Below are 21,371 nucleotides of genomic sequence, written 5' to 3'. Positions count from 1 at the left end.
TGAAGGTAATGAGACCAAAAGACTCAAAACTCCTTGTAGGGGGTGGAGGTTGTGATGATGGGAAAAAGGGTGATCAAGCGCATGCAATACCCTGTAAAGTTAGTGTTTCTTGCGCTTTGCTGTTTGCTGTCAAGCGGTAGAGTGATGGCTGTCAGTCTGGCGGACTCTCCGCTCTTTATCGGTGCGGGCGCAGAGCCAAATATCATGTTTGTCTTTGATGATTCCGGGTCCATGCGCTGGGGGTTTATGCCGGACTCTCTGGATAATCATTTCAACGTGGGCAATTGTAGTAATAGCAATCAAGGCTGGTATGCCGGAGAATATCTGTGCTTTTACTTCAGTAATAATAATCGCCAATTTTTGGCTTCAAATTATCTGAACAAGCAGTATTATGATCCTTCCCAGCAGTATCTGCCGCCTCCTAAAGGTGATGGAAGTGACTATCCTTCGGTGAGTTTTATTGATGCGCCGGTAAATGGTTACGACAACAATTCCCCCAAGTTAAATCTCTCCAATAATTATCGGGCAATCATCGACGATTATTTCTATACAAGTCAGGGTGGCTTTACGCTCAGTCATAACGCCCAGGCGGAGCCTGCATTCTATTTTGAATTTATTGATACGGTTTCAGGCTGTGTGGCTGACCCTTACTCTGGCGGCTGTTATTCAAAAGTGAATGTTGCCAATCAAAGTGCAGAGCAAAAGCAGAATTTTGCAAACTGGTTTTCCTATTACCGAACGCGGACCATGTCTGCCAAGGCTGGCATTGGTAAAGCATTTGACTCCGTCAAATCAGATGTGCGTGTCGGTTACGGAAGATTGAACAAAGACGGGACGCTGGTAAAAGGGGTGTCCCCCTTCCAGGTGGATAGCAACCGCAATAGTTTCTTTTCCTGGCTCTACGGTGTCGATCCCAGTGGTAGTACGCCATTGAGAAAGTCGCTGGATGATGTCGGTAAATATTATTCTCTCACTGATGACAAAGGCCCCTATAGCTCTACGCCTGGAGAGGATGGAGGGAGCAATTACGAGTGCCGTTCCAGCTACTCGGTTCTTATGACAGATGGATACTGGGGAGGGGATAGCCCCGGCGTGGGTAACCAGGATGGGGAGTCTGGAAAAGAATACACCGATGAAGATGGTCAGGTGTTCGGTTATACGAAAGAAAATCCATTTAGTGATGATCATTCCAATACGCTGGCCGATGTGGCGATGAAGTATTGGAAAAATGATCTTCAGCCGGATTTGGCAAATAAAGTTGCCGCTTCGGAACGAAATCCGGCTTTCTGGCAACATATGGTGACTTATGGTGTTGGTCTCGGGGTGACTGGTTCGATCGATCCGGATACCGCATTTAAAGCCATTGTGGATCCCTCTATTCCCATAGCTTGGGGTGACCCGGCAAATAATAGCGAAGCCAAAATTGACGACCTGCTTCATGCAGGGGTTAACAGTCGTGGTGGTTTTTTCAGTGCCGCTGAGCCGGCGGCATTCGCCAAAGAGCTCTCCAATACTTTGAAGGATATCGTAGATCGCGGGGCATCCTCGTCTGCGTCTATCGTTGCAAACTCCACTCGCCTTGATACAGACAGCCTTGTCTATCAGGCGCGTTTCAATCCGGAAAGATGGAGTGGTGATTTGCTGGCATTCGCCCTTGAAAAAAACGGCGATGTCAAAACCAGACCGAAATGGAGTGCCGCCGACAAGCTGGATGCCATGGCGCTTGTAGACCGGAATTTGCTGGTAGGAACGGCAGCCGGCCTGGAAAAGTTTGATGCGAGCTTCGTGGGAGGCAATTCCGAACTGGCTGCCTGGTTGAGAGGTGATAGACGTCAGGAGCAGGCCAATGGCGGAAAGTTCCGGGACAGAGATACGCGTCTTGGCGACATCGTCAATTCTAACCCGGCTTATAGTGGTCGTCAGGGGTATGGGTATCAACACCTGGGCGATACCGTCCAGGCTCCTAAATACAACGTTTTCAAATCTACTCAGAACAGCCGTAGAGAAGTGGTTCTCGTGGCTGCGAACGACGGCATGCTGCATGGCTTTGACGCAGACACGGGCGACGAGCTATTCGCTTATATTCCCGGTTTTGTTCTGGATGAGCTGCCTCAGCTGGCCGATGTGAACTATAACCACAAGTACTTTCTCGATGGCTCTGTGATTGTTACCGATGCATGGGTCGGTGATGCAGATACTGGCGGATGGCGGACTCTGGCGGTAGGAACCTCTGGTGCCGGCGGTCGGGATATTTATGTGCTGGACATTACTGATCCGGTAAATCCCGAGTTGTTATGGGAGCGAAGTGATAATGCCGGTGGGCAGTTGGGTGAGGGTATTAATGAGGTTTCGGTGATACCGACTCTGATTCCTGCCAGCGGTAATAATCCTGCAGAAATTAACTGGGTTCTGGCCATGGGTAATGGCTACAACTCCAGTGATGAGACAGCCCGGCTCCTGTTGTTCGATTTGGACGATGGCTCCCTCGAGGCGACGGTGCCGGTTGGCGTGCCAGGGGGTAATGGATTGTCCGGTATTACTGCGATCAATGCTTCCGGTAAAAAACCGGTTGCCGACACGATTTATGGCGGCGACCTGAATGGGGACTTGTGGAAGTTTGACCAGGATAAAAATGGTGACTGGAAAGTGGCTATTCAGTCGGGGAAAAATGCTGTGCCCCTGTTTGATGGTGAGCCCAGCCAACCGATTACCAGTCGGCCGGACCTTGCCAAGGTGGAGTTTGAGGAAGATGAAGACCGGGTCACCATGGTGTATTTCGGTACAGGTAAGTATCTGGAGCTTAATGATGTTACCGACGCCAGTATTCAGGTGCTTTACGGCATAAAAGATACTTCCACCACCGTTGCTAAGGATGACTTGCTGGAGCAAACCATTGAGTTCCAGACAGAACTCAATGTTGATGGGCGCTCGGTGCCGATACGGGTTGTGTCAGACAATATTCCCTCAGATAAGGACAACAGCGATGACGCTGGTTGGTCCATGGAACTGATTTACAACAATAATGCTGAAGGTGAACGCTCGGTGGTTCGTCCTGTTATTCACGAAACTGCGGTGCTTTTCACGACACTCATCCCCAGTAGCGATCCTTGCTCCGGTGGTGGCAATAGTTGGGTCATGGCCCTGGATAAGGGTACTGGTGGACGTATTGCAGAGGGGGTCTTTGACCTGAATGATGACGGCGTTGTTGATGAGGATGACTTTGTCGGCGTTAATCAGGACAAGATTCCACCCAGCGGCTTTGGTTCCGACAAGCTTCTCACCCGCCCCAATATTCTTGGTGGCCCTGGCGGAGTCGATGTGGTGCACTCCAGTGATTCCAGTGGCGATGTGACCCGTTTCAATATCAAGGGTTCCGGCGAGCTGATCGGTAGACACTCCTGGCGCCAGCTGCGCTGATTGAATGAATAGCTCAGCGCGGTGAAAGCCGCGCTGTTGGAGGCAATAGTGGGTAACGGATTTTTCAGACAGCAAGGTGTAACGCTTGTTGAATTAATGATTGTGGTTCTGATTATCGGGATATTGTCAGTTGTTGCGTACCCCAACTATCAGAATCATGTAGAGCGTGGCCGGGTTTCTGAGGCAAGGGTTGCGCTGACCAGCGCGGCCAACCTGATGGAGCGTTGTTATTCGACTCGTGGCACCTATGCAGATTGTCCGGCATTGGACTCGCCGATCATGTCAGACACAGGTTTCTATTCTGTTGATGACTCTTCGGCTGATGCTAATAGCTTCACGCTGCAAGCGACACGAGCTAAAGCAACGAGTGGCAACCAATGCGGAAATTTGACGCTGACACAGAGCGGTGCGACCGATGTCACGGGAACGGCTCCCTGGGGGGCAGATCGTTGCTGGGGTAAATAATTCGTCGCCCTTTTGAATAAAAGCTACGTGACGCTAAAGCACAGTTTGCGATGAGCGAGCTGTGCTTTTTTTATGTGGGTTATTTCGCCATTGTTGTCAGCTTTTCGCCTATAGAAAAAAGGTAATTTATAGCGTCGTTTTGACGTTATCGCCTCTGCCTTCTGATTTCCTCTGCCTTCATTCTGGTTTTCCATTCAGGCGTGGGGAGCTCAGATGCATGGGAAATATCAGCATGGAGTGACATTGCTGGAGGCGTTGATTGCACTGGTACTGATGGCGCTTCTTGTGTCAGGGGCTGTAAGCAGTGTTTCTTCCTTGCTGGCAAGGCATCGTTTAATTACCTTTCAGCATGATATCTATCATGCTTTGATATTGGCTCGTCATCATGCTGTTAGTCATGGCAGGTGGGTGGTCATATGTCCGGTATCTGATCAAGGAGGATGCGCTCTTCCCAAGGGTGACTGGAATCGTGGCTGGCGTGTGTTTGAAACTACCGGCAGTTATGACTGCAAGATTGAAAGCACTGGTCTGTGCAGTCATGGAGGGCGCGTATTGCTGGAGCATGGCCCGGTGCATGGTGAGTTTCGTGTTGAAGTGAATAGCCACCTGGCCCGGCGCGCCAGATTCAACGCCATGGGTTTTAGTCATGGCTACAACGGCCGTATAACCGTTTGCTCCCGGCAATCGGGGTCGTCATTGGGGTTGGTTGTTGCGCAAAGCGGTCGGGTGCGCAAGGCTCGAGCTGATGAAGTGCTGCCTTGTAATTCTGGCCATTAATAAGACTGCCAAAATATCGTGTTTATAGCCTCTATGGTATGGTTGTCCGCCCTGATTAAACAGACATGGCGGAAGCATGCGAGGGCGCAATAAAGCGGATATAACCATCGTTGGTGCCGGTATTCTTGGCTTGCTTGGTGCGTTGGAGCTGGTCCAGCGGGGGGGGTCTGTCACCATTGTCGATGATGCTGCGCGACGGCCTGCTTCCTGGGCGGGCGGCGGTATCCTTTCGCCTCTGTATGCCTGGCGTTACTCCGAGGCCATGAATCAGCTTGCCCGAGAGGCGGTTCCCCGTTATCAAACTATTGTGGCGCTTTTATCCGCGGCAGGTTTGCCGGTGGATGGCTTGTTGTACCAAAGCGGTATGTGGGTGGCTACCCGCCCTGTAGAGCAAGAGATGGCGTTGCAGTGGGCCGCATCACAGAGCTGGGAAGCCCGGCCATGCCTGGCGGAGCGGGTCATGTCGGGTAGCCCCGCTGGGGACGGAGTCTTTTTCCCACATCTGGGTAGTATCCGCAATCCCCGATTGTTGCGCCAGCTGAGGGCTTATCTGCGCCGCTCCGGGGTGACCTTCGTGAATGCCAGGGTGACGGCACTGCATCCTGAAGATAGAGGGGGGCGTTTGATCCTTCAGGATGGTCAGGTGTTGGTGGCGGAGACGGTTTTGCTCTGTGCCGGAGCCTGGAATGATCGGCTGCTGGCTGAATTGGGGCCGTCACCTGCACTTTTTCCGGCTAAGGGAGAGATGCTGTTGTACCAGCTGCCAGCGGGGAGGGTGCCTTCGATCATGCTGACCGAGGAGGGTTACCTCATCCCGCGCAGTGATGGCGCTGTGCTGGTTGGTTCAACATTACGTCGGGGTGATGCCAGTGATTACCCGTCGGTAAATGGTCGCTATCGGCTGGAATCGCTTGCCAGCCATTTGCTGCCTGAACTTGCTTTGCACAAACCGGCGTTTCACTGGTCCGGTGTGCGCCCGGGTTGTGATCGCGACCACCCCTGGCTGGGTGCTATTCCCGGCCGGAAAGGCTGGTTCGCAGCAGCAGGTTGTTATCGAAATGGCTTGGTGGCAGCTCCCGCCTGTGCCGCCCTGTTGGCACAGCTGATTTGCGAAGAGCCGACTGAGCTGGATTCTCAGTTATACGCCTTTTGAATGTGCGATATAGCTTTTACGTAAAGAAGCAAAGGGGGAAGGTTTACTCTTCTTCCCGGTCCAGCTCCAGCTTCTTGAGCCGGTAACGCAGAGACCGGAATGTCATGCCCAGCTTTTTCGCGGCAGCAGTCCGGTTCCAGTGCGTTGCATCCAGAGCCTTGAGAATTTCCTGTTTTTCTATGTCTTGAAGAAAGTCTTCCAGCGGTTGATGCAGGGGGCGATCGGGGGTGGTGTGGGTTTCCGGTGCGTGGGCGGTGGTGGACGCAGGTAGCGTATCTGCTTGCAGGCGAAGATGCTCTTCATGGATTTCCGCGCCGTCACACAGAGTCAGGGCTCGCTCCAGAGTGTTTTCCAGCTCCCGCACATTGCCCGGGTAAGCGTACTGCTCCAGGGTTTTCATTGCCGTTGTGCTGACTATCGGGGGCGAGATTTCCCAGGCTTCGCTGAGGCGCTTGAGAATATGGCCGACCAGAGCAGGGATATCTTCCTGACGTTCACGCAACGGGGGAACATGGGCTTCAATGACATTCAGCCGATAGAAAAGATCCTGCCGGAAGCGCCCTTCCGCCATTTCATGAGCCAGGTCCTTGTGGGTAGCGCAAAGGATACGAAGGTTGACCTGAAATTCCCGGGTCTCACCCACCGGGCGAACGGATTTTTCCTGAATGGCTCGTAGCAGTTTGACCTGCATGTGCAAGGGCAGGTCAGCCACTTCATCCAGAAACAGGGTGCCGCCATCGGCTTCGCGGAACAGGCCCTTGCGGTCTTCCACGGCCCCGGTGAACGCCCCTTTGCGATGGCCAAAAAACTCGCTTTCCATCAACTCCGACGGAATGGCGCCGCAGTTGACGGCGACAAAGGGTTTTTCCCGCCGAGAGCCCAGATTGTGTATCAGGCGGGCAATACGCTCCTTGCCGCTGCCGGATTCGCCGCTGATGTAGATTGGCGCCTGGCTGCGTGCCAGTTTGCGGACCTGAGCTTTCAGGGCGCGCATGCTCGGCGCTTCGCCGATCAGGTTGTCCTCTTCCTCGTGGTGGTCTTCCACTTCGTTGATGTCCAGCCCGTCTTCAATCAGCTGGCGCAGTCGATCCAATGCCACAGGCTTGGCAATAAAGTCATAGGCCCCGTACTTCATGGCATCGGTGGCGGTTTCCATGCTGCCATAAGCCGTAATGACGGCGGTGGGCATTTCCGGGCAATGCCGGGCAATAAACTGCAGCAGCTCGAGCCCGGTGCCATCGCCCAGATTCATATCCGTCAGACAAAGGTCGAATCTGCTATCGGCAAGGGCTGCTTTGGCTGCGCCGAGCGATTCGGCGGCTGTGGCCTTGAGCTTCATGCGCCCAAGGGTGATGACAAGCAGTTCGCGCAGATCGGCTTCGTCGTCTACAACCAGTACGTGTGGGGTGTCAGCACTCATAATAAGATCGTGTTATTGAAATTGTCGGTGCGGGTGAGCAAAGGTTATCACAAAGCTGGCCCCGTTCGCGGTGTCTTCCAGATCCAGGGCTGCCTGGTTGGCCTGGCAAAGCTCCCGGCAAAGATAGAGCCCCAGTCCATTGCCGTCATTGGCTGTTGTGTAGAAGGGCTCAAAAAGGTGCCGGGCGGTCTCGGCGGGGATGCCATTGCCGTTATCCCGGATTCTGAGCCAGGGGAGCCCTGTTTGTTCATGACAGCCACATTCCAGCTCAACCTTGCACTCTTCGCCGCCATGCTGAAAGGCATTGCGGATCAGGTTGTCGACGACCTGGGTCAACTGGTTGCGATCAAAGCGCACTTCTACATCGGACTGGCAGGCTTGGTTCAGCCTGTGGCCCGCGTAGCCCCGCAGCGCCCATTGCTCACATAATTCGTTGAGATAGGGTGCCAGGCTAAAGCGCTCAGCCTGCCCCTTGCCCCGTCGAGAGAGATCGAGCACATCGTGAATGATGCCATTCACCCGGCCTACATGGTTGCGGATGATGCCGAGCAAATGCTGGTCTTCTTCGCTGGCAGTGCCGTCCAGAAGCAGCTCGGTGGCATGGTTGATCGCGCTTAACGGATTGCGTATCTCATGGGCAAGGGTGGCGGACAGTCGCCCCAGTGATGCCAGGTTCATCTGTTGCGCTTCCTGAGCGACGCGGGCGCTGTCTTCCAGAAATAATAGAGTGAGCAGCTCATGGTCCGTCTCCAGGGGAGCAAACCGGGGGCTGAGTAGCGGTGATTGTTCTGAGGTTCTCAGCGTAGCCAGGGGCAATAGTGGGTTGTCCTGCCATCGCTGGTAGCGGCTGACCAATTGCTTTGGCAACTGGTTGCCTAGCATGGGGGTGCCAAAGAGACTATTGGCTGCCTGGTTGGCCATCAGAATCCGGAAGGATTGGTCAAATACCACCACGCCGGTGCGCATGCGCTGCACAATTTGCTGGTTAAGCGCTTCCAGGCGTTCGATGGCCACGCGTTGGCGTTGAGCAATCCGCTCGCTTTGCTGCAGCCGCTGGGTTATCTGCTGGATAATCAGCGACACCATGAAGAAGGCGATACCCAGCAGGCCGGATTCGGTCAGCAGGAAAGGGGAATCGGACATGGCCTGCATGGAAAAGTAGAACTGCTCGAACATCATGGCCAGCGTGGCCAGGGCTGCGATCAAAAAACCAAGACGTCCGCGCAACAGAATGTTGCCGGCGGCCACCGTTACCAGAAGCAGTACCGCCAGGCCGCCCTCAAGACCACCATTGGCGTGGACAACCAGGGAGAGCATGGTCAAATCGGTAATGAGTGAGGCAGGTTGCGCCCAGGCCGGGTAAGCGCGTTTCTCGGCTCGAAAATCCAGAGTGGCGGATGCCAGTGTCAGTCCCAGGTAGACGAAAAGCGTGGTTTCAAACAGCAGCGGTAAGTGATTGCCAATCAGGGCTTTGTCGGGCCCAAAATGCAGCAGCATCAGGCTGCAAGCAATGGCAATCCGATAGACATTGTAGATGCGGGCAGGCGTCCACCCCTGACTAGTGGTCATGGTGCTCCAGATACAGGCGTTGGTGCTCCTGGGAGCAAAAGTGCCGGCCGTTGTGAGTGAAGGCTTCCGGGGCAGGAACATGCACGCCACACTGGGCACATTTGAGCATGGCCTGGGCATCCTGACCGCTACCGGGGGCGGAATTGTCGCGACGGTTCGCCTGCGAGAGCAGGTTTTTCACCACCCGCCAGGCCAGGTAGATCAGGGCGGCAATAACGAGCAGGCGAATCAGGCCCATCTTGTTCTCCTTGTTTGTCATGATGCGTTCATCGATTGCCGGCTAAAGAGTACAATCAGCGCTCACTTGAGGAAAGGCCGGTTAATCATGCGGATTATTATGGCCCAGCAGAATGCGCTGGTGGGCGACATTGAGGGCAATGCCCAGCGGGTGATCGATGCGGCAGACGAGGCTCTACGTCTGCTGGGTGCGGATCTGGTGCTGTTTCCGGAATTGATGCTGACGGGCTATCCGCCGGAGGATCTGCTGTTGCGCCCCAGTCTCAACAGTCGTGTGGATGCTGCGCTGGAGGCCATTGGTGAGCAGATCACGGTGCCGGTTGTGATTGGTTACCCTGCCGTGCGCAATGGCCAGCGTCGCAACACGGCCGGGGTAGTATTTCCTGGCGAGAGTCGACCCCGCCATGAATATTTCAAGCAGCACCTGCCCAATTACCGTGTGTTTGACGAAAAACGCTATTTTCAACCGGGTTCCGAGGCCTGCACCTTTGAGCTGGATGGCTGGACCCTGGGCCTGACGATCTGCGAGGACATCTGGCATAGCGGGCCCGCAGCCCAGCTACAACAGCAAGATGTGGATCTGGTTCTGAACCTGAATGCATCTCCATTCCGGGCCAACAAGTTTCAGGAGCGTCTGGAGCAGGTAGAGGCCCGCAGCCGCGAAACCGGCCTGCCAATCCTTTATTGCAACCTGGTGGGCGGCCAGGACGAGCTGATTTTTGATGGTGCGTCTTTTGTATGTGACAGCCAGGGGCGCCGTTGCGTGCAGGCTGCCAGCTTTACCGAAGCGCTGGTTCCGGTGGACCTGCAGTGCAGTGATGGACACTGCGAGCCAGTGGGCGAGCAGCTTCCGCTTCCCGGGCTGGAAGAAAGCCTTTATCAGGCGCTGGTGCTGGCAACCCGGGATTACGTGAACAAGAACGGTTTCAAGGGGGCTCTGCTGGGCCTGTCCGGGGGGATCGATTCGGCATTGACCCTGGCGGTGGCAGTGGATGCCCTCGGCCCGGATAGGGTAGAGGCGGTGATGATGCCATTCCGCTACACCTCCGCCATGAGCCTGGAGGACGCAGAGAAGCAGGCTCGGACCCTGCGTGTGCATTATCGGGTGCTGCCCATCGAGTCTGCGTTTAATGGGTTCATGGATATTCTCAGTGAAGCATTTGCCGGGCAGGAGAAAGATACCACCGAGGAGAACCTGCAGGCGCGCTGCCGTGGGGTCCTGCTTATGGCGCTATCCAACAAGAACGGGTCCGTGGTGCTGACAACCGGCAACAAGAGCGAGATGGCAGTGGGCTATGCCACGCTCTACGGGGATATGGCGGGTGGTTTCTCGGTGCTCAAAGATGTGTTCAAGACCATGGTTTACCGCCTCGCTACCTGGCGCAACCAGCAGGCTGGCGTGGAAATTATCCCGGAGCGGGTGATCACGCGCCCGCCATCAGCAGAGCTGGCACCCGACCAGGTAGACAGTGATTCCTTGCCGGGTTACGACGAACTGGATGCGATTCTCGAGCGCTATGTGGAGCAGGACATGAGCGCTGAAGCGGTGATACGTGACGGCTTTGATCGAGAGAATGTCTACCGGGTCGTCAAGCTCACCGACCGCAACGAATACAAACGCCGGCAGGCTGCGGTGGGTCCCCGCGTCAGCCGCCGGGCTTTCGGCAAGGATCGCCGTTACCCGATCACCAATGGCTGGCGACCGGGGGACTGAGAGCAGTTACAAGCTACAAGCAGCAAGCTACAAGGAAGAGCAAAGTGAAAAAAAGGGTGGCTCCGAATATTAGTCGGGGCCACCCTTTTTTAGCTAGAAGCTAGAAGCTAGAAGCTAGAAGCTAGAAGCTAGAAGCTAGAAGCTTACAGAAGGTCAAACGTCAACAGACTCAGCAGCCCGTCATCCTCGTCTGGCCACCATGCCAGATCGACCTGCTTGTCATTGTCGAGAAATTTACTGTCCGGCCAGTTCAGAGCCAGTACATCACGACTTTTCTCTGCCAGTTCTGGTTGCTTCAGGCGCTGGTAGCCTTTCGCCATGATGGCCAGGGCTTCGGGTACAGCGGGGGTCTGTTGGTAGTGCTTGACCACATACTGGGCCCGGTTGATGGATGCGATGATGGCGCCGCGACGAGCATAGTAGCGGGCCACATGCAGTTCCTGGCGGGCCAGCTGGTTACGAATGTGGACCATGCGTGAGCGGGCATCCGGCGCGTATTCACTGTCCGGGAATCGATTCACCAGGCGCTCGAAATCCCGGAATGCGTCCTTGGCGGCGCCCATGTCCTTGCTGGACTTGTCGGAGCTCACCATATTGTCGAACAGGCCTTTCTCCATATTGAAATTGGCCAGCCCGCGCATGTACAGCGCGTAGTCCATGCGCGGATGGGCCGGGTAATTGCGCATGAAACGCTGGGCCGCGACTACAGTGGCCGGGTAATCCACCGCCCGATACTGGGCGTAGATCAGATCCAGGGCTGCCTGCTCGGCAAAATCACCGTAGGGAAAGCGGGCTTCCAGCTCCTTGAGCTGATCGATAGCGGTCAGATAATTCCTGGATTCCAGCGACTCGCTGGCTTCCCGGTACTGGTCCACCTCGGTAAGCTCCGGGCGCTCCTTGTTGCTGGCACAGCCGGCGAGTAGCAGCAGGCCAAGCAATGGCCATAAAAGACGTGGCATTCTTCCCTCGTTAAACGGTTACAATGACGGGCTAGGTATTTTAGATACGGCATTTAAACACAGGTTGCACTATGGGACATCTTGGCGGCGAGAAAATTCAGCGTAGCGAGCAGGTGCGCGCAGATCAGGTGGGGCAGCGGGTCGATCAGGCCGCCGCCGAGCTGTTCGAGGGGTTTTCCCGTTCACGGCTGCAGGGCTGGATCAAGGACGGAGTGCTGACGGTCAATGGTGCCAAAGCCAGGCCCAAGGACAAGCTGATCGGTAATGAGTGCCTGGCCCTGGAGGTAGAGATCGCGCCGGAACTGGACGACCAGCCCCAGTCCATTGAGCTGGATGTGGTCTACCAGGATGACGACCTGATCGTGATCAACAAACCCACCGGCCTGGTGGTACACCCGGCAGCGGGGCATGCGGATGGCACCTTGCTGAATGGTCTGCTGCATCTCGATGAGCGCCTTAACAGTCTGCCTCGAGCGGGTATCGTCCACCGGCTGGATCGGGATACCACCGGCCTGATGGTGGTGGCTCGCTCACTGGAAGCCCACCAGAGCCTGGTGGCCCAGCTGCAGGATAAGAGTCTGTTCCGTCAGTACGAAGCCATTGCCGTAGGTGTGATGACCGGCGGTGGCAAGGTGGATGCGCCAATGGGACGCCACGCGGTGGATCGCAAGAAGCAGGCGGTGGTGAAAACCGGGGGCAAGAACGCGGTTACCCATTACCGCGTACTGGACCGTTACCGGGCCCACACCCGCATCAAGGTGCAGTTGGAAACCGGCCGGACCCATCAGATTCGGGTGCATATGGCCCATCGTAATTACCCCCTGGTGGGCGATCCGCTCTATGGCGGTCGCCTCAAACAGCCGGCTGGCGCCAGCGAAGCTCTGCGTGAGGCCCTGCGGCGTTTCCCCCGTCAGGCTCTGCATGCCCGCAAGCTTGGCTTGATTCACCCGGCCACGGGCGAATACTGTGAATTCGAAGCGCCGCTGCCGGAAGATATGCAGGAGCTGATTCGGGTGCTGGAACAGGATGCTCGACCCGACGAGCAGTAATACTTCAAGGACGAAGTCGAATGATGAAAACCGTTAATTCAGGGGCGGCTTTGCTGTCCCTTTTATTGTCGGGCTGTATCAGTACCTACCATGCCTGGGATGGCACAAAAGGGTATCAGGAGGAGCAGCTTGATGAGCGTCAGTTCAAGGTAAGCTATGCTGCGGATCAGTCCACCCGTTGGAGCTGGCTGGATGGTTACCTTGAACGGCGTTGCCAGGAGCTGGCAGGTCCGCAAGTGTCGCAAGTGACAGACATTAAACACGATACTCAAACGGTTACTGCAATGTCTTCGGTCCAAGTAGGGGCGCCAATGCTCCCTGTGGACCGAGATCATGGCGCTGTGGTGATGCCTGCAACGTTGGCACCACATGAAGTCGTCTTTAATCTGAAAAAAGCCGAAGGACATTGCTCTTTCTGAGTGACGAGGAGTGCCGGATGACCCTACCCGCCCGATCCCAATGGCTGTGGCCCAGCTGGCAGCCGCACCCTGACGTGCGTGTGGCTGTGACCACCCGGGCCGGCAGTCATTCCCCGGCCCCGTGGGGTGGCTTCAATCTGGGTATGAACTGCGGCGATCAGCCTGCGCGTGTGGAGCAGGCCAGGCATCACGTGGAAAAACTGCTTCAGGCAGATCATCCGGTGGCCTGGCTGAGGCAGGTCCATGGCAAGCGGGTTATCCGGGCAGATGACGCTGATGACGAAGCCGATGGTGTTTGGACCGACCAGCAGCGCTGGCCCTGTGTGGTGCTCACTGCAGACTGTCTGCCGGTACTGCTGGCGCGAACCGACGGCAGCGCTGTGGCAGCAGTCCATGCGGGCTGGCGAGGCCTGCAGGCTGGTATTGTCGCTGAAGGAGTGAAGAGTATAGCTCCGGATGGTGAGCCAGTCAGTGCCTGGTTGGGGCCGGCCATCTGCGGGAAATGCTACCAGGTGGGTGATGAGGTCTACCGGGCTTTTGTTGATGCCCACGCCGATTTCAAAGCCGCCTTTCATGCGGATGCCACGCCTCATCACTGGCGCTTTTCCGTCGCTCAGGCGGCCATGATAGAACTGGCCCGTCTGGGCGTAGAGGATGTTCAGGGGGGCGAGCTCTGTACCGCCTGTGATCTCAAGCGCTTTTACTCCTTCCGCAAGGAAGGCGACACGGGCCGGTTTGCGTCTCTGATCTGGCTCGACGAATAAAAGAGCAGTGAATAGTTAATAGTGAACAGTGAATAGTTCGCGTCCGGGGTGAATCGATTCTGAAACGCAAGAGGCCGCGCTCATGGTTTGGGCGCGGCCTCTTGCGTTTCAGAAACAGACAAGCGGCCTCGCGTCGCTGTTAACTGTTCACTATTAACTCTTCACTGCTCTTGAATCTGGCCCAATCGGACCCATTTATAGGCCAGATGATTAATAACCGGTGATCGTGGCTGGCTTGCCGACAGGGGGCCGGAATGCGGATCACAACCGGATAGGAGAGCCCAAATGCGAATGGATAAACTCACTGCCCGCCTGCAGCAAGCGCTGTCTGACGCGCAATCCCTGGCCGTGGGGCAGGGCAATAGCACGATTGAACCGGTCCACCTGATGCTGGCGCTGATGCAGCAGCAGGGTGGGGCGGCCCGCCCTTTACTGGAAAAAACCGGTGCCAACAGTGGTGATGTGATCACCGCCTTGAATATGGCCGTGGACAAGCTGCCCACGGTGGGTGATTTCAATGGTGATGTGCAGATGGGGCAGGCCACTGGCCGCCTTCTTAACATGGCAGACCGCGAGGCTCAGCAGCGTGGTGACCAGTATCTGTCCACAGAAGTGGTATTGCTGGCGGCCTGTGACGATAACGGCGAACTGGGCAAGCTGATGAAGAACGCCGGTGTCACCAAAAAGGTGCTGGCGGCGAAGATCGCCGAGGTGCGAGGCGGAGAGGCTGTGGACGACCCCAATGCGGAGGACAAGCGCGAGGCGCTGGACAAGTACACGGTGAATCTGACCGAACGGGCCGAGTCCGGCAAGCTGGACCCGGTGATCGGCCGTGACGACGAAATTCGCCGCACTATCCAGGTATTGCAGCGCCGCACCAAGAACAACCCGGTACTGATTGGCGAACCCGGGGTGGGCAAGACCGCCATTGTCGAAGGTTTGGCCCAGCGGATCGTCAATGGTGAAGTACCGGAAGGTCTGAAGGACAAGCAGGTGCTGTCCCTGGATATGGCGGCACTGATTGCCGGCGCCAAATACCGGGGCGAATTCGAGGAGCGACTCAAGGCCGTTCTCAATGAACTTTCCAAGCAGGAAGGGCGCATCATCCTGTTTATTGATGAGCTGCATACCATGGTCGGCGCTGGCAAGGGCGAGGGCTCCATGGATGCCGGCAATATGTTGAAGCCTGCCCTGGCTCGCGGTGAGCTGCACTGCGTGGGTGCGACGACGCTGGATGAATACCGTAAGTACATCGAGAAGGATGCGGCCCTGGAGCGCCGCTTCCAGAAGGTGCAAGTGGATGAGCCCACCGTGGAAGACACCATTGCCATCCTGCGTGGTCTGAAAGAGCGCTACGAGGTTCACCATGGTGTAGACATCAGCGACGGCGCCATTATCGCGGCAGCGAAGCTCAGCCATCGCTATATCACCGACCGGCAATTGCCGGATAAGGCCATCGATCTGATTGATGAGGCGGGTAGCCGTATCCGCATGGAAATCGATTCCATGCCGGAGGAAATGGATCGACTGGACCGCCGCCTTATCCAGCTCAAGATGGAGCGCGAGGCGCTGCGCAAGGAGGAGGATGAGGCCAGCAAGAAACGGCTGGAAAAGCTGGAAGACGATATTGACGAACTGGAAAAGCAGTACGCGGATCTGGAGGAAATCTGGCAGGCCGAAAAAGCCGCCTTGCAGGGTGCTCAAGAGTACAAGGCCGAGCTGGAGCAGGCCCGCGTCGAACTGGAACAGGCCCGTCGTGCCGGGGATCTGAGTCGCATGTCCGAGCTGCAGTATGGGGTGATTCCTGAACTGGAGAAGAAGGTCCTGGCCGCCCAGGATCAGGAAGAGCAGCACTCTCAGACCGAAAATCAGTTGCTGCGCAACAAGGTGACCGACGAGGAAATCGCCGAGGTGGTATCCAAGTGGACCGGAATTCCGGTCGCCAAGATGCTGGAAGGCGAGAAGGACAAGCTACTGCGCATGGAAGATGCCCTGCACCAGCGGGTAGTGGGCCAGGCAGAAGCGGTGGAAGCGGTGGCCAATGCGGTTCGCCGTTCCCGGGCTGGGCTGTCCGATCCGAACCGCCCCAATGGCAGCTTCCTGTTCCTCGGCCCTACCGGGGTGGGCAAGACCGAGTTGTGCAAGGCGCTGGCGAACTTCCTGTTCGATACCGAAGAGGCCATGGTGCGTATCGACATGTCCGAGTTCATGGAGAAACACTCCGTGGCGCGGCTGGTGGGTGCGCCTCCGGGCTATGTGGGTTACGAAGAGGGGGGCTACCTGACCGAAGCTGTGCGCCGCAAGCCGTACTCGGTGGTGTTGCTGGATGAGGTGGAAAAGGCGCACCCGGATGTGTTCAACATCTTGTTGCAGGTGCTGGACGATGGTCGCTTGACCGATGGTCAGGGTCGTACCGTGGATTTTCGCAACACCGTGGTGGTGATGACCTCGAATCTGGGCTCCGACCTGATCCAGAAACTGGCCGGAGACAACGATTATGAGGCCATGAAAGGGGCGGTCATGGAGGTAGTGGGCAATCACTTTCGTCCGGAATTCATCAACCGGGTGGACGAGACCGTGGTGTTCCATCCGTTGGCCAAGGACCAGCTCAAGGGGATTGCTGCCATTCAGCTGGATTATCTGCGCAAGCGGTTGGCTGAACGGGAAATTCGCCTCGAGCTAAGCGATGCGGCCCTGGATAAACTGGTGGAAGCCGGCTTCGACCCGGTTTACGGTGCCCGGCCGCTGAAGCGGGCCATTCAGCAGCAGCTGGAAAACCCGTTGGCTCAGTCCCTGCTCAGAGGGGAGTTCGGTCAGGGAGATACCATCTCGATAGATGTGGACGAGGGCCGGTTCAAATTTGATCATTGATCCGGGTTTCGCCAACACAAAAAAGCCGCAGGGTAATCTGCGGCTTTTTTTGTGCGTCCCTGGCAGGCAGTGCTATGACGCTTCGCACTGCTCAAGCGCTTTGCGGGTTTTTTCCAGGATGGCTTCCCGCTTGTCCTGGTCAATCACTTCCATTTCACCGGTTTCCGGGTTTTCCTGGCGAACCGTCGGTTTGTTGATGAGGATGTCGAGATTCTTGCGATACTGCTCGCAACGCTCCTGCTGGACCGCATCGGGTTCGGTTTTTTCCCGTCGTGCCTCTTCCGCTGCTTTTTCGGCTTTTTCTCGCTCTTTTTCGGCCTTGTCACGTTTTTCCTGCAGCGATTCCAGGGCCCGATCCTGATCCGAGCTGGCATTGGCGCGGGTGTTCACTTCTGAGGATGTCGTGCCCTGCGGCGGGTTGGCCCCGTAGTGAGTCACCCCCTGATCGTCGACCCACTTATAAAATTTGGCCGCCGAGCTGGCGCTGGCGAGGATGAGCAGGGCGCTACCAAGCAACAGGCTGAATTTGGTCATAATGTCGGTCTTCTTATTGGGTTGTCTTCAACTCTCGTACTTTAGCATGACGGGTGAAGGGGATTTTCTGCAACCCAAACCCGACCAAGGGCTTTGATTCATCGCACATTTCTGACAAAATTAGACCTTTCCGGAGATCGGGACCCGCATTCGCTTACCGGCGTGTGTGAGGCCGGGACCCGGGGCACCGTTACCGCGATGTCCTGCCAGCAGTATCACTGCACTCTCGTCCCGCTGTGGGAGCCTCCGGAGGTTTCTCATTCCTTTAAAGCGGGAGTAATCCCTCTTCAGGTCTGCATTGCCTCCGCGTTGCCCTCCCGGCCTGTGTTCGTGTCGGCCACCTCCGACAGGACTCCAGAGCACCCACGTACGGTGCTTTATCCACAGGCAGCAAGTTGTAAACCCCGTCCCGCTGCGAGGCAGTGGGTTGTATGCATTCTGATTTGAGGTAGCAACCGTGGAAATGTTATCCGGCGCGGAGATGGTGGTCCGTGCGCTGCAAGACGAGGGAGTGGAGTACATCTTCGGGTATCCCGGAGGGTCTGTACTGCACATTTATGATGCATTGTTCCAGCAGGACTCTGTCAGCCACATTCTGGTTCGCCACGAGCAGGCTGCCACCCATGCGGCGGACGGTTATGCCCGTGCCACCGGCAAGCCCGGTGTGGTCATGGTGACCTCCGGCCCTGGCGCCACCAATGCCATTACCGGTCTTGCCACCGCCTTCATGGATTCCATTCCCATGATCGTGCTGTCTGGTCAGGTGCGCTCCGACTGGATTGGCGATGACGCCTTCCAGGAAACCGACATGATCGGCGTGTCCCGTCCGGTGGTGAAGCACAGCTTCATGGTCCGCGATGCCAAAGACATTCCCGAGATCATGAAAAAGGCGTTCTACATTGCCACCACCGGCCGTCCCGGCCCGGTACTGATCGATATTCCCAAGGATCAGACCGCGCCGAATGTGAAGAACCCCTACGAATACCCGAAAAAGGTCAAGATGCGCTCCTACGCGCCGGTCAGCCGTGGTCATTCCGGCCAGATCCGCAAGGCCGTGGAAGAGCTGATGAAAGCCAAGCGCCCGGTGATCTATGCCGGCGGCGGCGTGATTCAGGGAGAGGGTAGTGAGCTGCTCACCAAGCTGGCCCATCGCCTGAATTTCCCGGTGACCAATACCCTGATGGGGTTGGGTTGTTTCCCGGGGACTGACCCGCAGAATGTGGGCATGCTGGGCATGCATGGCACCTATGAAGCCAATATGACCATGCATAGTTCCGACGTGATTCTTGCCGTGGGGGCTCGCCTGGACGACCGGGTGACCAACAACGTGAAGAAATTCTGCCCGGGTGCCAAGATCATCCACATCGATATCGACCCGGCGACTATCTCCAAGAACATCATGGCGCATATTCCCATTGTGGGCCCGGTGCATCAGGTGCTGGAGGAGATGCTGTCAGCTCTTGACGAGCACGGTGGCGAGCCGGACCAGAAGGCGCTGGAGCGCTGGTGGGAAGAGATTGAAGGTTGGCGCAAGGTTCACGGCATGCGCTATGAGACCAATGAGAACGGTCCCATGAAGCCTCAGCAGGTTGTGCAGGCGTTGTACAAGGCCACCAAGGGCGATGCTTATGTAACCTCGGACGTAGGCCAGCACCAGATGTTTGCCGCCCAGTACTACCAGTACGACAAGCCCCGTCGCTGGATCAACTCCGGGGGGCTGGGGACCATGGGTTTCGGTTTGCCTGCTGCCATGGGCGTGCAGTTTGCATTCCCTGAGGCCACTGTGGCCTGTGTGACTGGTGAAGGCTCCATCCAGATGAATATCCAGGAGCTGTCCACCTGCCTGCAGTATGGTCTGCCGGTGAAGATCATCAATATCAACAACCAGGCCCTGGGCATGGTGCGTCAGTGGCAGGACATGCAATACGGTGGCCGCCACAGCCAGTCCTACATGGAATCCCTGCCGGATTTCGTGGCCCTGGCCGAGGCCTATGGTCATGTGGGCATGAAGATTACCAAGATCGAGGATCTGGAAGGGGCCATGAACGAAGCCTTCGCCCTGAAAGATCGCCTGGTATTCATGGATATCTATGTGGACCCCACCGAGCACGTGTACCCGATGCAGATTGCAGACGGCTCCATGCGTGATATGTGGCTGAGCAAGACGGAGCGGACCTGATGCGTCGAATTATCTCTATTCTGATGGAAAACGAGCCGGGCGCACTGAGCCGGGTAATCGGTCTGTTCTCCCAGCGGGGCTACAATATCGAAAGCCTGTCGGTGGCTCCCACCGAGGACAGCACCCTGTCCCGCCTCACCCTGACCACCTTCGGTAATGATCTGAAGATCGAGCAGATCACCAAGCATCTCAACAAGCTGATCGAAGTGGTCAAGCTGGTGGATCTCACCGAGGGTGCCCACATTGAGCGCGAGCTGATGCTGATCAAGGTGAAAGCCACCGGTGCCCAGCGTGCCGAGGTAAAGCGTAGTGTGGACATCTTCCGCGGCCAGATCGTGGATGTGACCAGCACCGTCTATACCGTTCAGCTCACCGGCGCTTCCGACAAGCTGGACGCCTTTATCGGTGCCATCGGGGAAACCCAGGTACTGGAAGTGGTGCGTTCCGGCGTGTCCGGTATCTCCCGGGGCGAGAAGGTGCTCAGCCTGTAAGAACGCTCGACGCCTGACGCCAGATAAAAAAGCCGCTCTTCGGAGCGGTTTTTTTATGTCCTGTATTCTGGTGCAGGAGTGCCGTTGGCGGCGCGCTCTACCGCGCCGCTAGAGAAAGAACTATTCCGGTAGCTGCGACCAGAAGGCTTGAATCAACGGCTCTTCCCGCCGCCTCTCCTGCGTAAACAGGCCCACCTCGTAGGGCGCAAGCGCAGGCTGCACATCCAGGGGCCGGGTGCGACCGGCCAGGGGGCTGTTGTCCAGCACGATCTTCGGCACGATACCCACCCCGAACCCCAGGCTAACCATGCTGACGATGGCTTCGTTGCCGCCGACCTGAGCGTAGATGTGCGGCTTCACACCCAATTGTCGAAACCAGCGATCCACCCGCTCCCGGGCCAGGCCCTCTTCGGAAAGGATCATCGGTACATCCTCCCAGGCCGCTTTGCTGGCGGTGCCATTGAGTCGCTCCGCCAGTTGGGTCTGCCCTGCCTGGGCAATGAACAGTAGCGGGGAGCGGGCGATGGGTCGGAAGGCGATACCGGCGGGCAGGTGATCCGGGCGGGCGCCGATGGCGATATCTTCCTCGCCATGCTGGATCCGTTGTACTGCCTGTGCCGGGTCACCGGTGTGCAGCTTCAGCTCAATGCGTGGGTACTGGTGGCGAAAGCTGCTGAGGATGTCGTAGAGAAAACTGTAGCTGGCGGTCACTGAGCAGTACAGGCTCAGCTCCCCCTGTAGTACACGCCGGTCTTCCTGCAGGGCGTGGCGCAGATTGTCCCAGCGCATCAGGGTGTCGCGGGCGTATTCCTGGAAACGTTGGCCTTCCCGGGTCAGGGTGACGCTGCGATTGTCCCGGTAGAACAGCGGCACGCCCAGCTCGTCCTCCAGTTGCTGGATGGTTCGGCTGAGTGTGGACGGACTCACATGGCACATGGTGCTGGTGCGGCCGAAGTGCAGGGTGTCCGCCAGGGTCAGGAACAGGCGCAGGGGTTTGGTATCCATGACTCTCTCGTTGTTGCAGTAATCGCAATGCAATGTTTCAAATATATCATTTTACGCAATGAGGCGGATAGCCTAGAGTGGCGGGCCTGTCCGGGTGGGCTCCTTGAGAGCCTGCCTGTCACCGATTTCCGTTATCTGAAAGAGCCAGAGCTATGAGCATGCAAGTGTATTACGACAAGGATTGCGATCTTTCCATCATCCAGGGCAAGAAAGTGGCCATCATTGGCTATGGTTCCCAGGGGCACGCCCACGCCTGCAACCTGAATGATTCCGGTGTAGACGTGACTGTCGGTCTGCGCTCCGGTTCTTCTTCCATCGCCAAGGCCGAAGCCCATGGTCTGAAGGTTA

At 56.8% G+C, this 21,371-nt stretch carries 18 protein-coding genes (1 of these 18 only partly in view); 12 read left to right on the top strand and 6 right to left on the bottom strand.

Annotated elements, in window-relative coordinates; all coding sequences use genetic code 11:
• The first annotated feature begins 54 nt into the window (after positions 1 to 54).
• From ACMG4N_RS16030 to ACMG4N_RS16015, 4 genes are all read left to right on the top strand, one after another.
• Positions 55 to 3,417, top strand: a complete 3,363-nt coding sequence (locus tag ACMG4N_RS16030) for a pilus assembly protein (RefSeq protein WP_297766753.1) — start codon at positions 55 to 57, stop codon at positions 3,415 to 3,417.
• 48 nt (positions 3,418 to 3,465) lie between these two features.
• Complete coding sequence (locus ACMG4N_RS16025; RefSeq protein WP_297766752.1) at positions 3,466 to 3,882, top strand: type IV pilin protein; 417 nt, start codon at positions 3,466 to 3,468, stop codon at positions 3,880 to 3,882.
• A 213-nt stretch (positions 3,883 to 4,095) separates the two neighbouring features.
• Entirely contained in the window at positions 4,096 to 4,659 is a 564-nt protein-coding gene (locus tag ACMG4N_RS16020) for a GspH/FimT family pseudopilin (RefSeq protein WP_297766750.1), read from the top strand.
• A 76-nt stretch (positions 4,660 to 4,735) separates the two neighbouring features.
• Positions 4,736 to 5,812: an NAD(P)/FAD-dependent oxidoreductase gene (locus ACMG4N_RS16015; protein ID WP_414432415.1), complete on the top strand. Its 1,077-nt coding sequence runs from the start codon at positions 4,736 to 4,738 to the stop codon at positions 5,810 to 5,812.
• 43 nt (positions 5,813 to 5,855) lie between these two features.
• Here the strand turns inward: ACMG4N_RS16015 and ACMG4N_RS16010 are convergent, their stop codons facing one another.
• The 3 genes from ACMG4N_RS16010 to ACMG4N_RS16000 are packed head-to-tail and all read right to left on the bottom strand — an operon-like array spanning position 5,856 to position 9,060.
• The gene (locus ACMG4N_RS16010) at positions 5,856 to 7,232 is read right to left on the bottom strand and encodes a sigma-54-dependent transcriptional regulator (protein WP_297766747.1); all 1,377 of its coding nucleotides are present in this window, start codon (positions 7,230 to 7,232) and stop codon (positions 5,856 to 5,858) included.
• 12 nt (positions 7,233 to 7,244) lie between these two features.
• Positions 7,245 to 8,801, bottom strand: a complete 1,557-nt coding sequence (locus ACMG4N_RS16005; protein WP_297766745.1) for a sensor histidine kinase — start codon at positions 8,799 to 8,801, stop codon at positions 7,245 to 7,247.
• Entirely contained in the window at positions 8,791 to 9,060 is a 270-nt protein-coding gene (locus tag ACMG4N_RS16000) for a PP0621 family protein (protein WP_297766744.1), read from the bottom strand. The genes ACMG4N_RS16005 and ACMG4N_RS16000 overlap by 11 nt, the downstream gene beginning before the upstream one ends.
• Positions 9,061 to 9,126: 66 nt before the next feature.
• Here ACMG4N_RS16000 and ACMG4N_RS15995 point away from each other — a divergent pair, with 66 nt between their 5' ends.
• Entirely contained in the window at positions 9,127 to 10,752 is a 1,626-nt protein-coding gene (locus tag ACMG4N_RS15995) for an NAD+ synthase (RefSeq protein ID WP_414432413.1), read from the top strand.
• A gap of 143 nt (positions 10,753 to 10,895) precedes the next feature.
• Here ACMG4N_RS15995 and ACMG4N_RS15990 read toward each other — a convergent pair whose 3' ends face one another.
• Complete coding sequence (locus tag ACMG4N_RS15990) at positions 10,896 to 11,711, bottom strand: outer membrane protein assembly factor BamD (RefSeq protein ID WP_035250059.1); 816 nt, start codon at positions 11,709 to 11,711, stop codon at positions 10,896 to 10,898.
• A 71-nt stretch (positions 11,712 to 11,782) separates the two neighbouring features.
• Between ACMG4N_RS15990 and rluD the strand changes: the two genes are divergently transcribed.
• The 4 genes from rluD (at position 11,783) to clpB (ending at position 16,814) form a co-directional block, all read left to right on the top strand.
• A complete protein-coding gene (rluD, locus tag ACMG4N_RS15985) occupies positions 11,783 to 12,760 on the top strand; it encodes a 23S rRNA pseudouridine(1911/1915/1917) synthase RluD (RefSeq protein WP_414432412.1) in 978 nt (325 codons plus the stop codon).
• 20 nt (positions 12,761 to 12,780) lie between these two features.
• Positions 12,781 to 13,179, top strand: a complete 399-nt coding sequence (locus tag ACMG4N_RS15980; RefSeq protein WP_297766738.1) for a hypothetical protein — start codon at positions 12,781 to 12,783, stop codon at positions 13,177 to 13,179.
• 17 nt (positions 13,180 to 13,196) lie between these two features.
• Complete coding sequence (gene pgeF / locus ACMG4N_RS15975; RefSeq protein WP_414432411.1) at positions 13,197 to 13,943, top strand: peptidoglycan editing factor PgeF; 747 nt, start codon at positions 13,197 to 13,199, stop codon at positions 13,941 to 13,943.
• A gap of 285 nt (positions 13,944 to 14,228) precedes the next feature.
• Positions 14,229 to 16,814 carry an ATP-dependent chaperone ClpB gene (gene clpB, locus ACMG4N_RS15970; protein ID WP_414432409.1) on the top strand — a complete coding sequence of 862 codons (2,586 nt, stop codon included), beginning with the start codon at positions 14,229 to 14,231 and terminating at the stop codon, positions 16,812 to 16,814.
• A gap of 72 nt (positions 16,815 to 16,886) precedes the next feature.
• On the opposite strand, the gene ACMG4N_RS15965 is transcribed toward clpB, so the two are convergent.
• A complete protein-coding gene (locus ACMG4N_RS15965; protein ID WP_297766732.1) occupies positions 16,887 to 17,348 on the bottom strand; it encodes a DUF4124 domain-containing protein in 462 nt (153 codons plus the stop codon).
• Positions 17,349 to 17,805: 457 nt separating this feature from the next.
• Between ACMG4N_RS15965 and ACMG4N_RS15960 the strand changes: the two genes are divergently transcribed.
• Both ACMG4N_RS15960 and ilvN read left to right on the top strand, forming a co-directional pair.
• Positions 17,806 to 19,527, top strand: a complete 1,722-nt coding sequence (locus ACMG4N_RS15960; protein WP_414432407.1) for an acetolactate synthase 3 large subunit — start codon at positions 17,806 to 17,808, stop codon at positions 19,525 to 19,527.
• Complete coding sequence (ilvN, locus tag ACMG4N_RS15955; RefSeq protein WP_035250069.1) at positions 19,527 to 20,018, top strand: acetolactate synthase small subunit; 492 nt, start codon at positions 19,527 to 19,529, stop codon at positions 20,016 to 20,018. Before ACMG4N_RS15960 ends, ilvN begins: the two co-directional genes overlap by 1 nt.
• 120 nt (positions 20,019 to 20,138) lie before the next feature.
• On the opposite strand, the gene ilvY is transcribed toward ilvN, so the two are convergent.
• A complete protein-coding gene (gene ilvY / locus ACMG4N_RS15950) occupies positions 20,139 to 21,023 on the bottom strand; it encodes an HTH-type transcriptional activator IlvY (RefSeq protein ID WP_414432405.1) in 885 nt (294 codons plus the stop codon).
• 158 nt (positions 21,024 to 21,181) lie between these two features.
• Between ilvY and ilvC the strand changes: the two genes are divergently transcribed.
• Positions 21,182 to 21,371: the beginning of a ketol-acid reductoisomerase gene (gene ilvC / locus ACMG4N_RS15945; protein ID WP_297766844.1), read on the top strand. 827 nt of this gene lie beyond the right edge of the window; only the first 190 of its 1,017 coding nucleotides appear in the window; the start codon lies at positions 21,182 to 21,184; its stop codon lies off the right edge, out of view.

This window comes from Alcanivorax sp. IL2, from assembly GCF_047495475.1.
GTDB lineage: Bacteria > Pseudomonadota > Gammaproteobacteria > Pseudomonadales > Alcanivoracaceae > Alcanivorax.
Note: the sequence above shows the minus strand (reverse complement) of the source record. Positions and strands in the feature narration are given on the sequence as shown.

Excerpts from the sequence above, each read along its gene's own strand:
- ACMG4N_RS16030 (WP_297766753.1), top strand. The coding sequence starts at position 55 with ATGATGGGAAAAAGGGTGATCAAGCGCATGCAATACCCTGTAAAGTTA.
- ACMG4N_RS16020 (WP_297766750.1), top strand. The coding sequence starts at position 4,096 with ATGCATGGGAAATATCAGCATGGAGTGACATTGCTGGAGGCGTTGATT.
- ACMG4N_RS16015 (WP_414432415.1), top strand. The coding sequence starts at position 4,736 with ATGCGAGGGCGCAATAAAGCGGATATAACCATCGTTGGTGCCGGTATT.
- ACMG4N_RS16010 (WP_297766747.1), bottom strand. The coding sequence starts at position 7,232 with ATGAGTGCTGACACCCCACACGTACTGGTTGTAGACGACGAAGCCGAT.
- ACMG4N_RS16005 (WP_297766745.1), bottom strand. The coding sequence starts at position 8,801 with ATGACCACTAGTCAGGGGTGGACGCCTGCCCGCATCTACAATGTCTAT.
- ACMG4N_RS16000 (WP_297766744.1), bottom strand. The coding sequence starts at position 9,060 with ATGACAAACAAGGAGAACAAGATGGGCCTGATTCGCCTGCTCGTTATT.
- ACMG4N_RS15995 (WP_414432413.1), top strand. The coding sequence starts at position 9,127 with ATGCGGATTATTATGGCCCAGCAGAATGCGCTGGTGGGCGACATTGAG.
- ACMG4N_RS15990 (WP_035250059.1), bottom strand. The coding sequence starts at position 11,711 with ATGCCACGTCTTTTATGGCCATTGCTTGGCCTGCTGCTACTCGCCGGC.
- rluD (WP_414432412.1), top strand. The coding sequence starts at position 11,783 with ATGGGACATCTTGGCGGCGAGAAAATTCAGCGTAGCGAGCAGGTGCGC.
- ACMG4N_RS15980 (WP_297766738.1), top strand. The coding sequence starts at position 12,781 with ATGATGAAAACCGTTAATTCAGGGGCGGCTTTGCTGTCCCTTTTATTG.
- pgeF (WP_414432411.1), top strand. The coding sequence starts at position 13,197 with ATGACCCTACCCGCCCGATCCCAATGGCTGTGGCCCAGCTGGCAGCCG.
- clpB (WP_414432409.1), top strand. The coding sequence starts at position 14,229 with ATGCGAATGGATAAACTCACTGCCCGCCTGCAGCAAGCGCTGTCTGAC.
- ACMG4N_RS15965 (WP_297766732.1), bottom strand. The coding sequence starts at position 17,348 with ATGACCAAATTCAGCCTGTTGCTTGGTAGCGCCCTGCTCATCCTCGCC.
- ilvN (WP_035250069.1), top strand. The coding sequence starts at position 19,527 with ATGCGTCGAATTATCTCTATTCTGATGGAAAACGAGCCGGGCGCACTG.
- ilvY (WP_414432405.1), bottom strand. The coding sequence starts at position 21,023 with ATGGATACCAAACCCCTGCGCCTGTTCCTGACCCTGGCGGACACCCTG.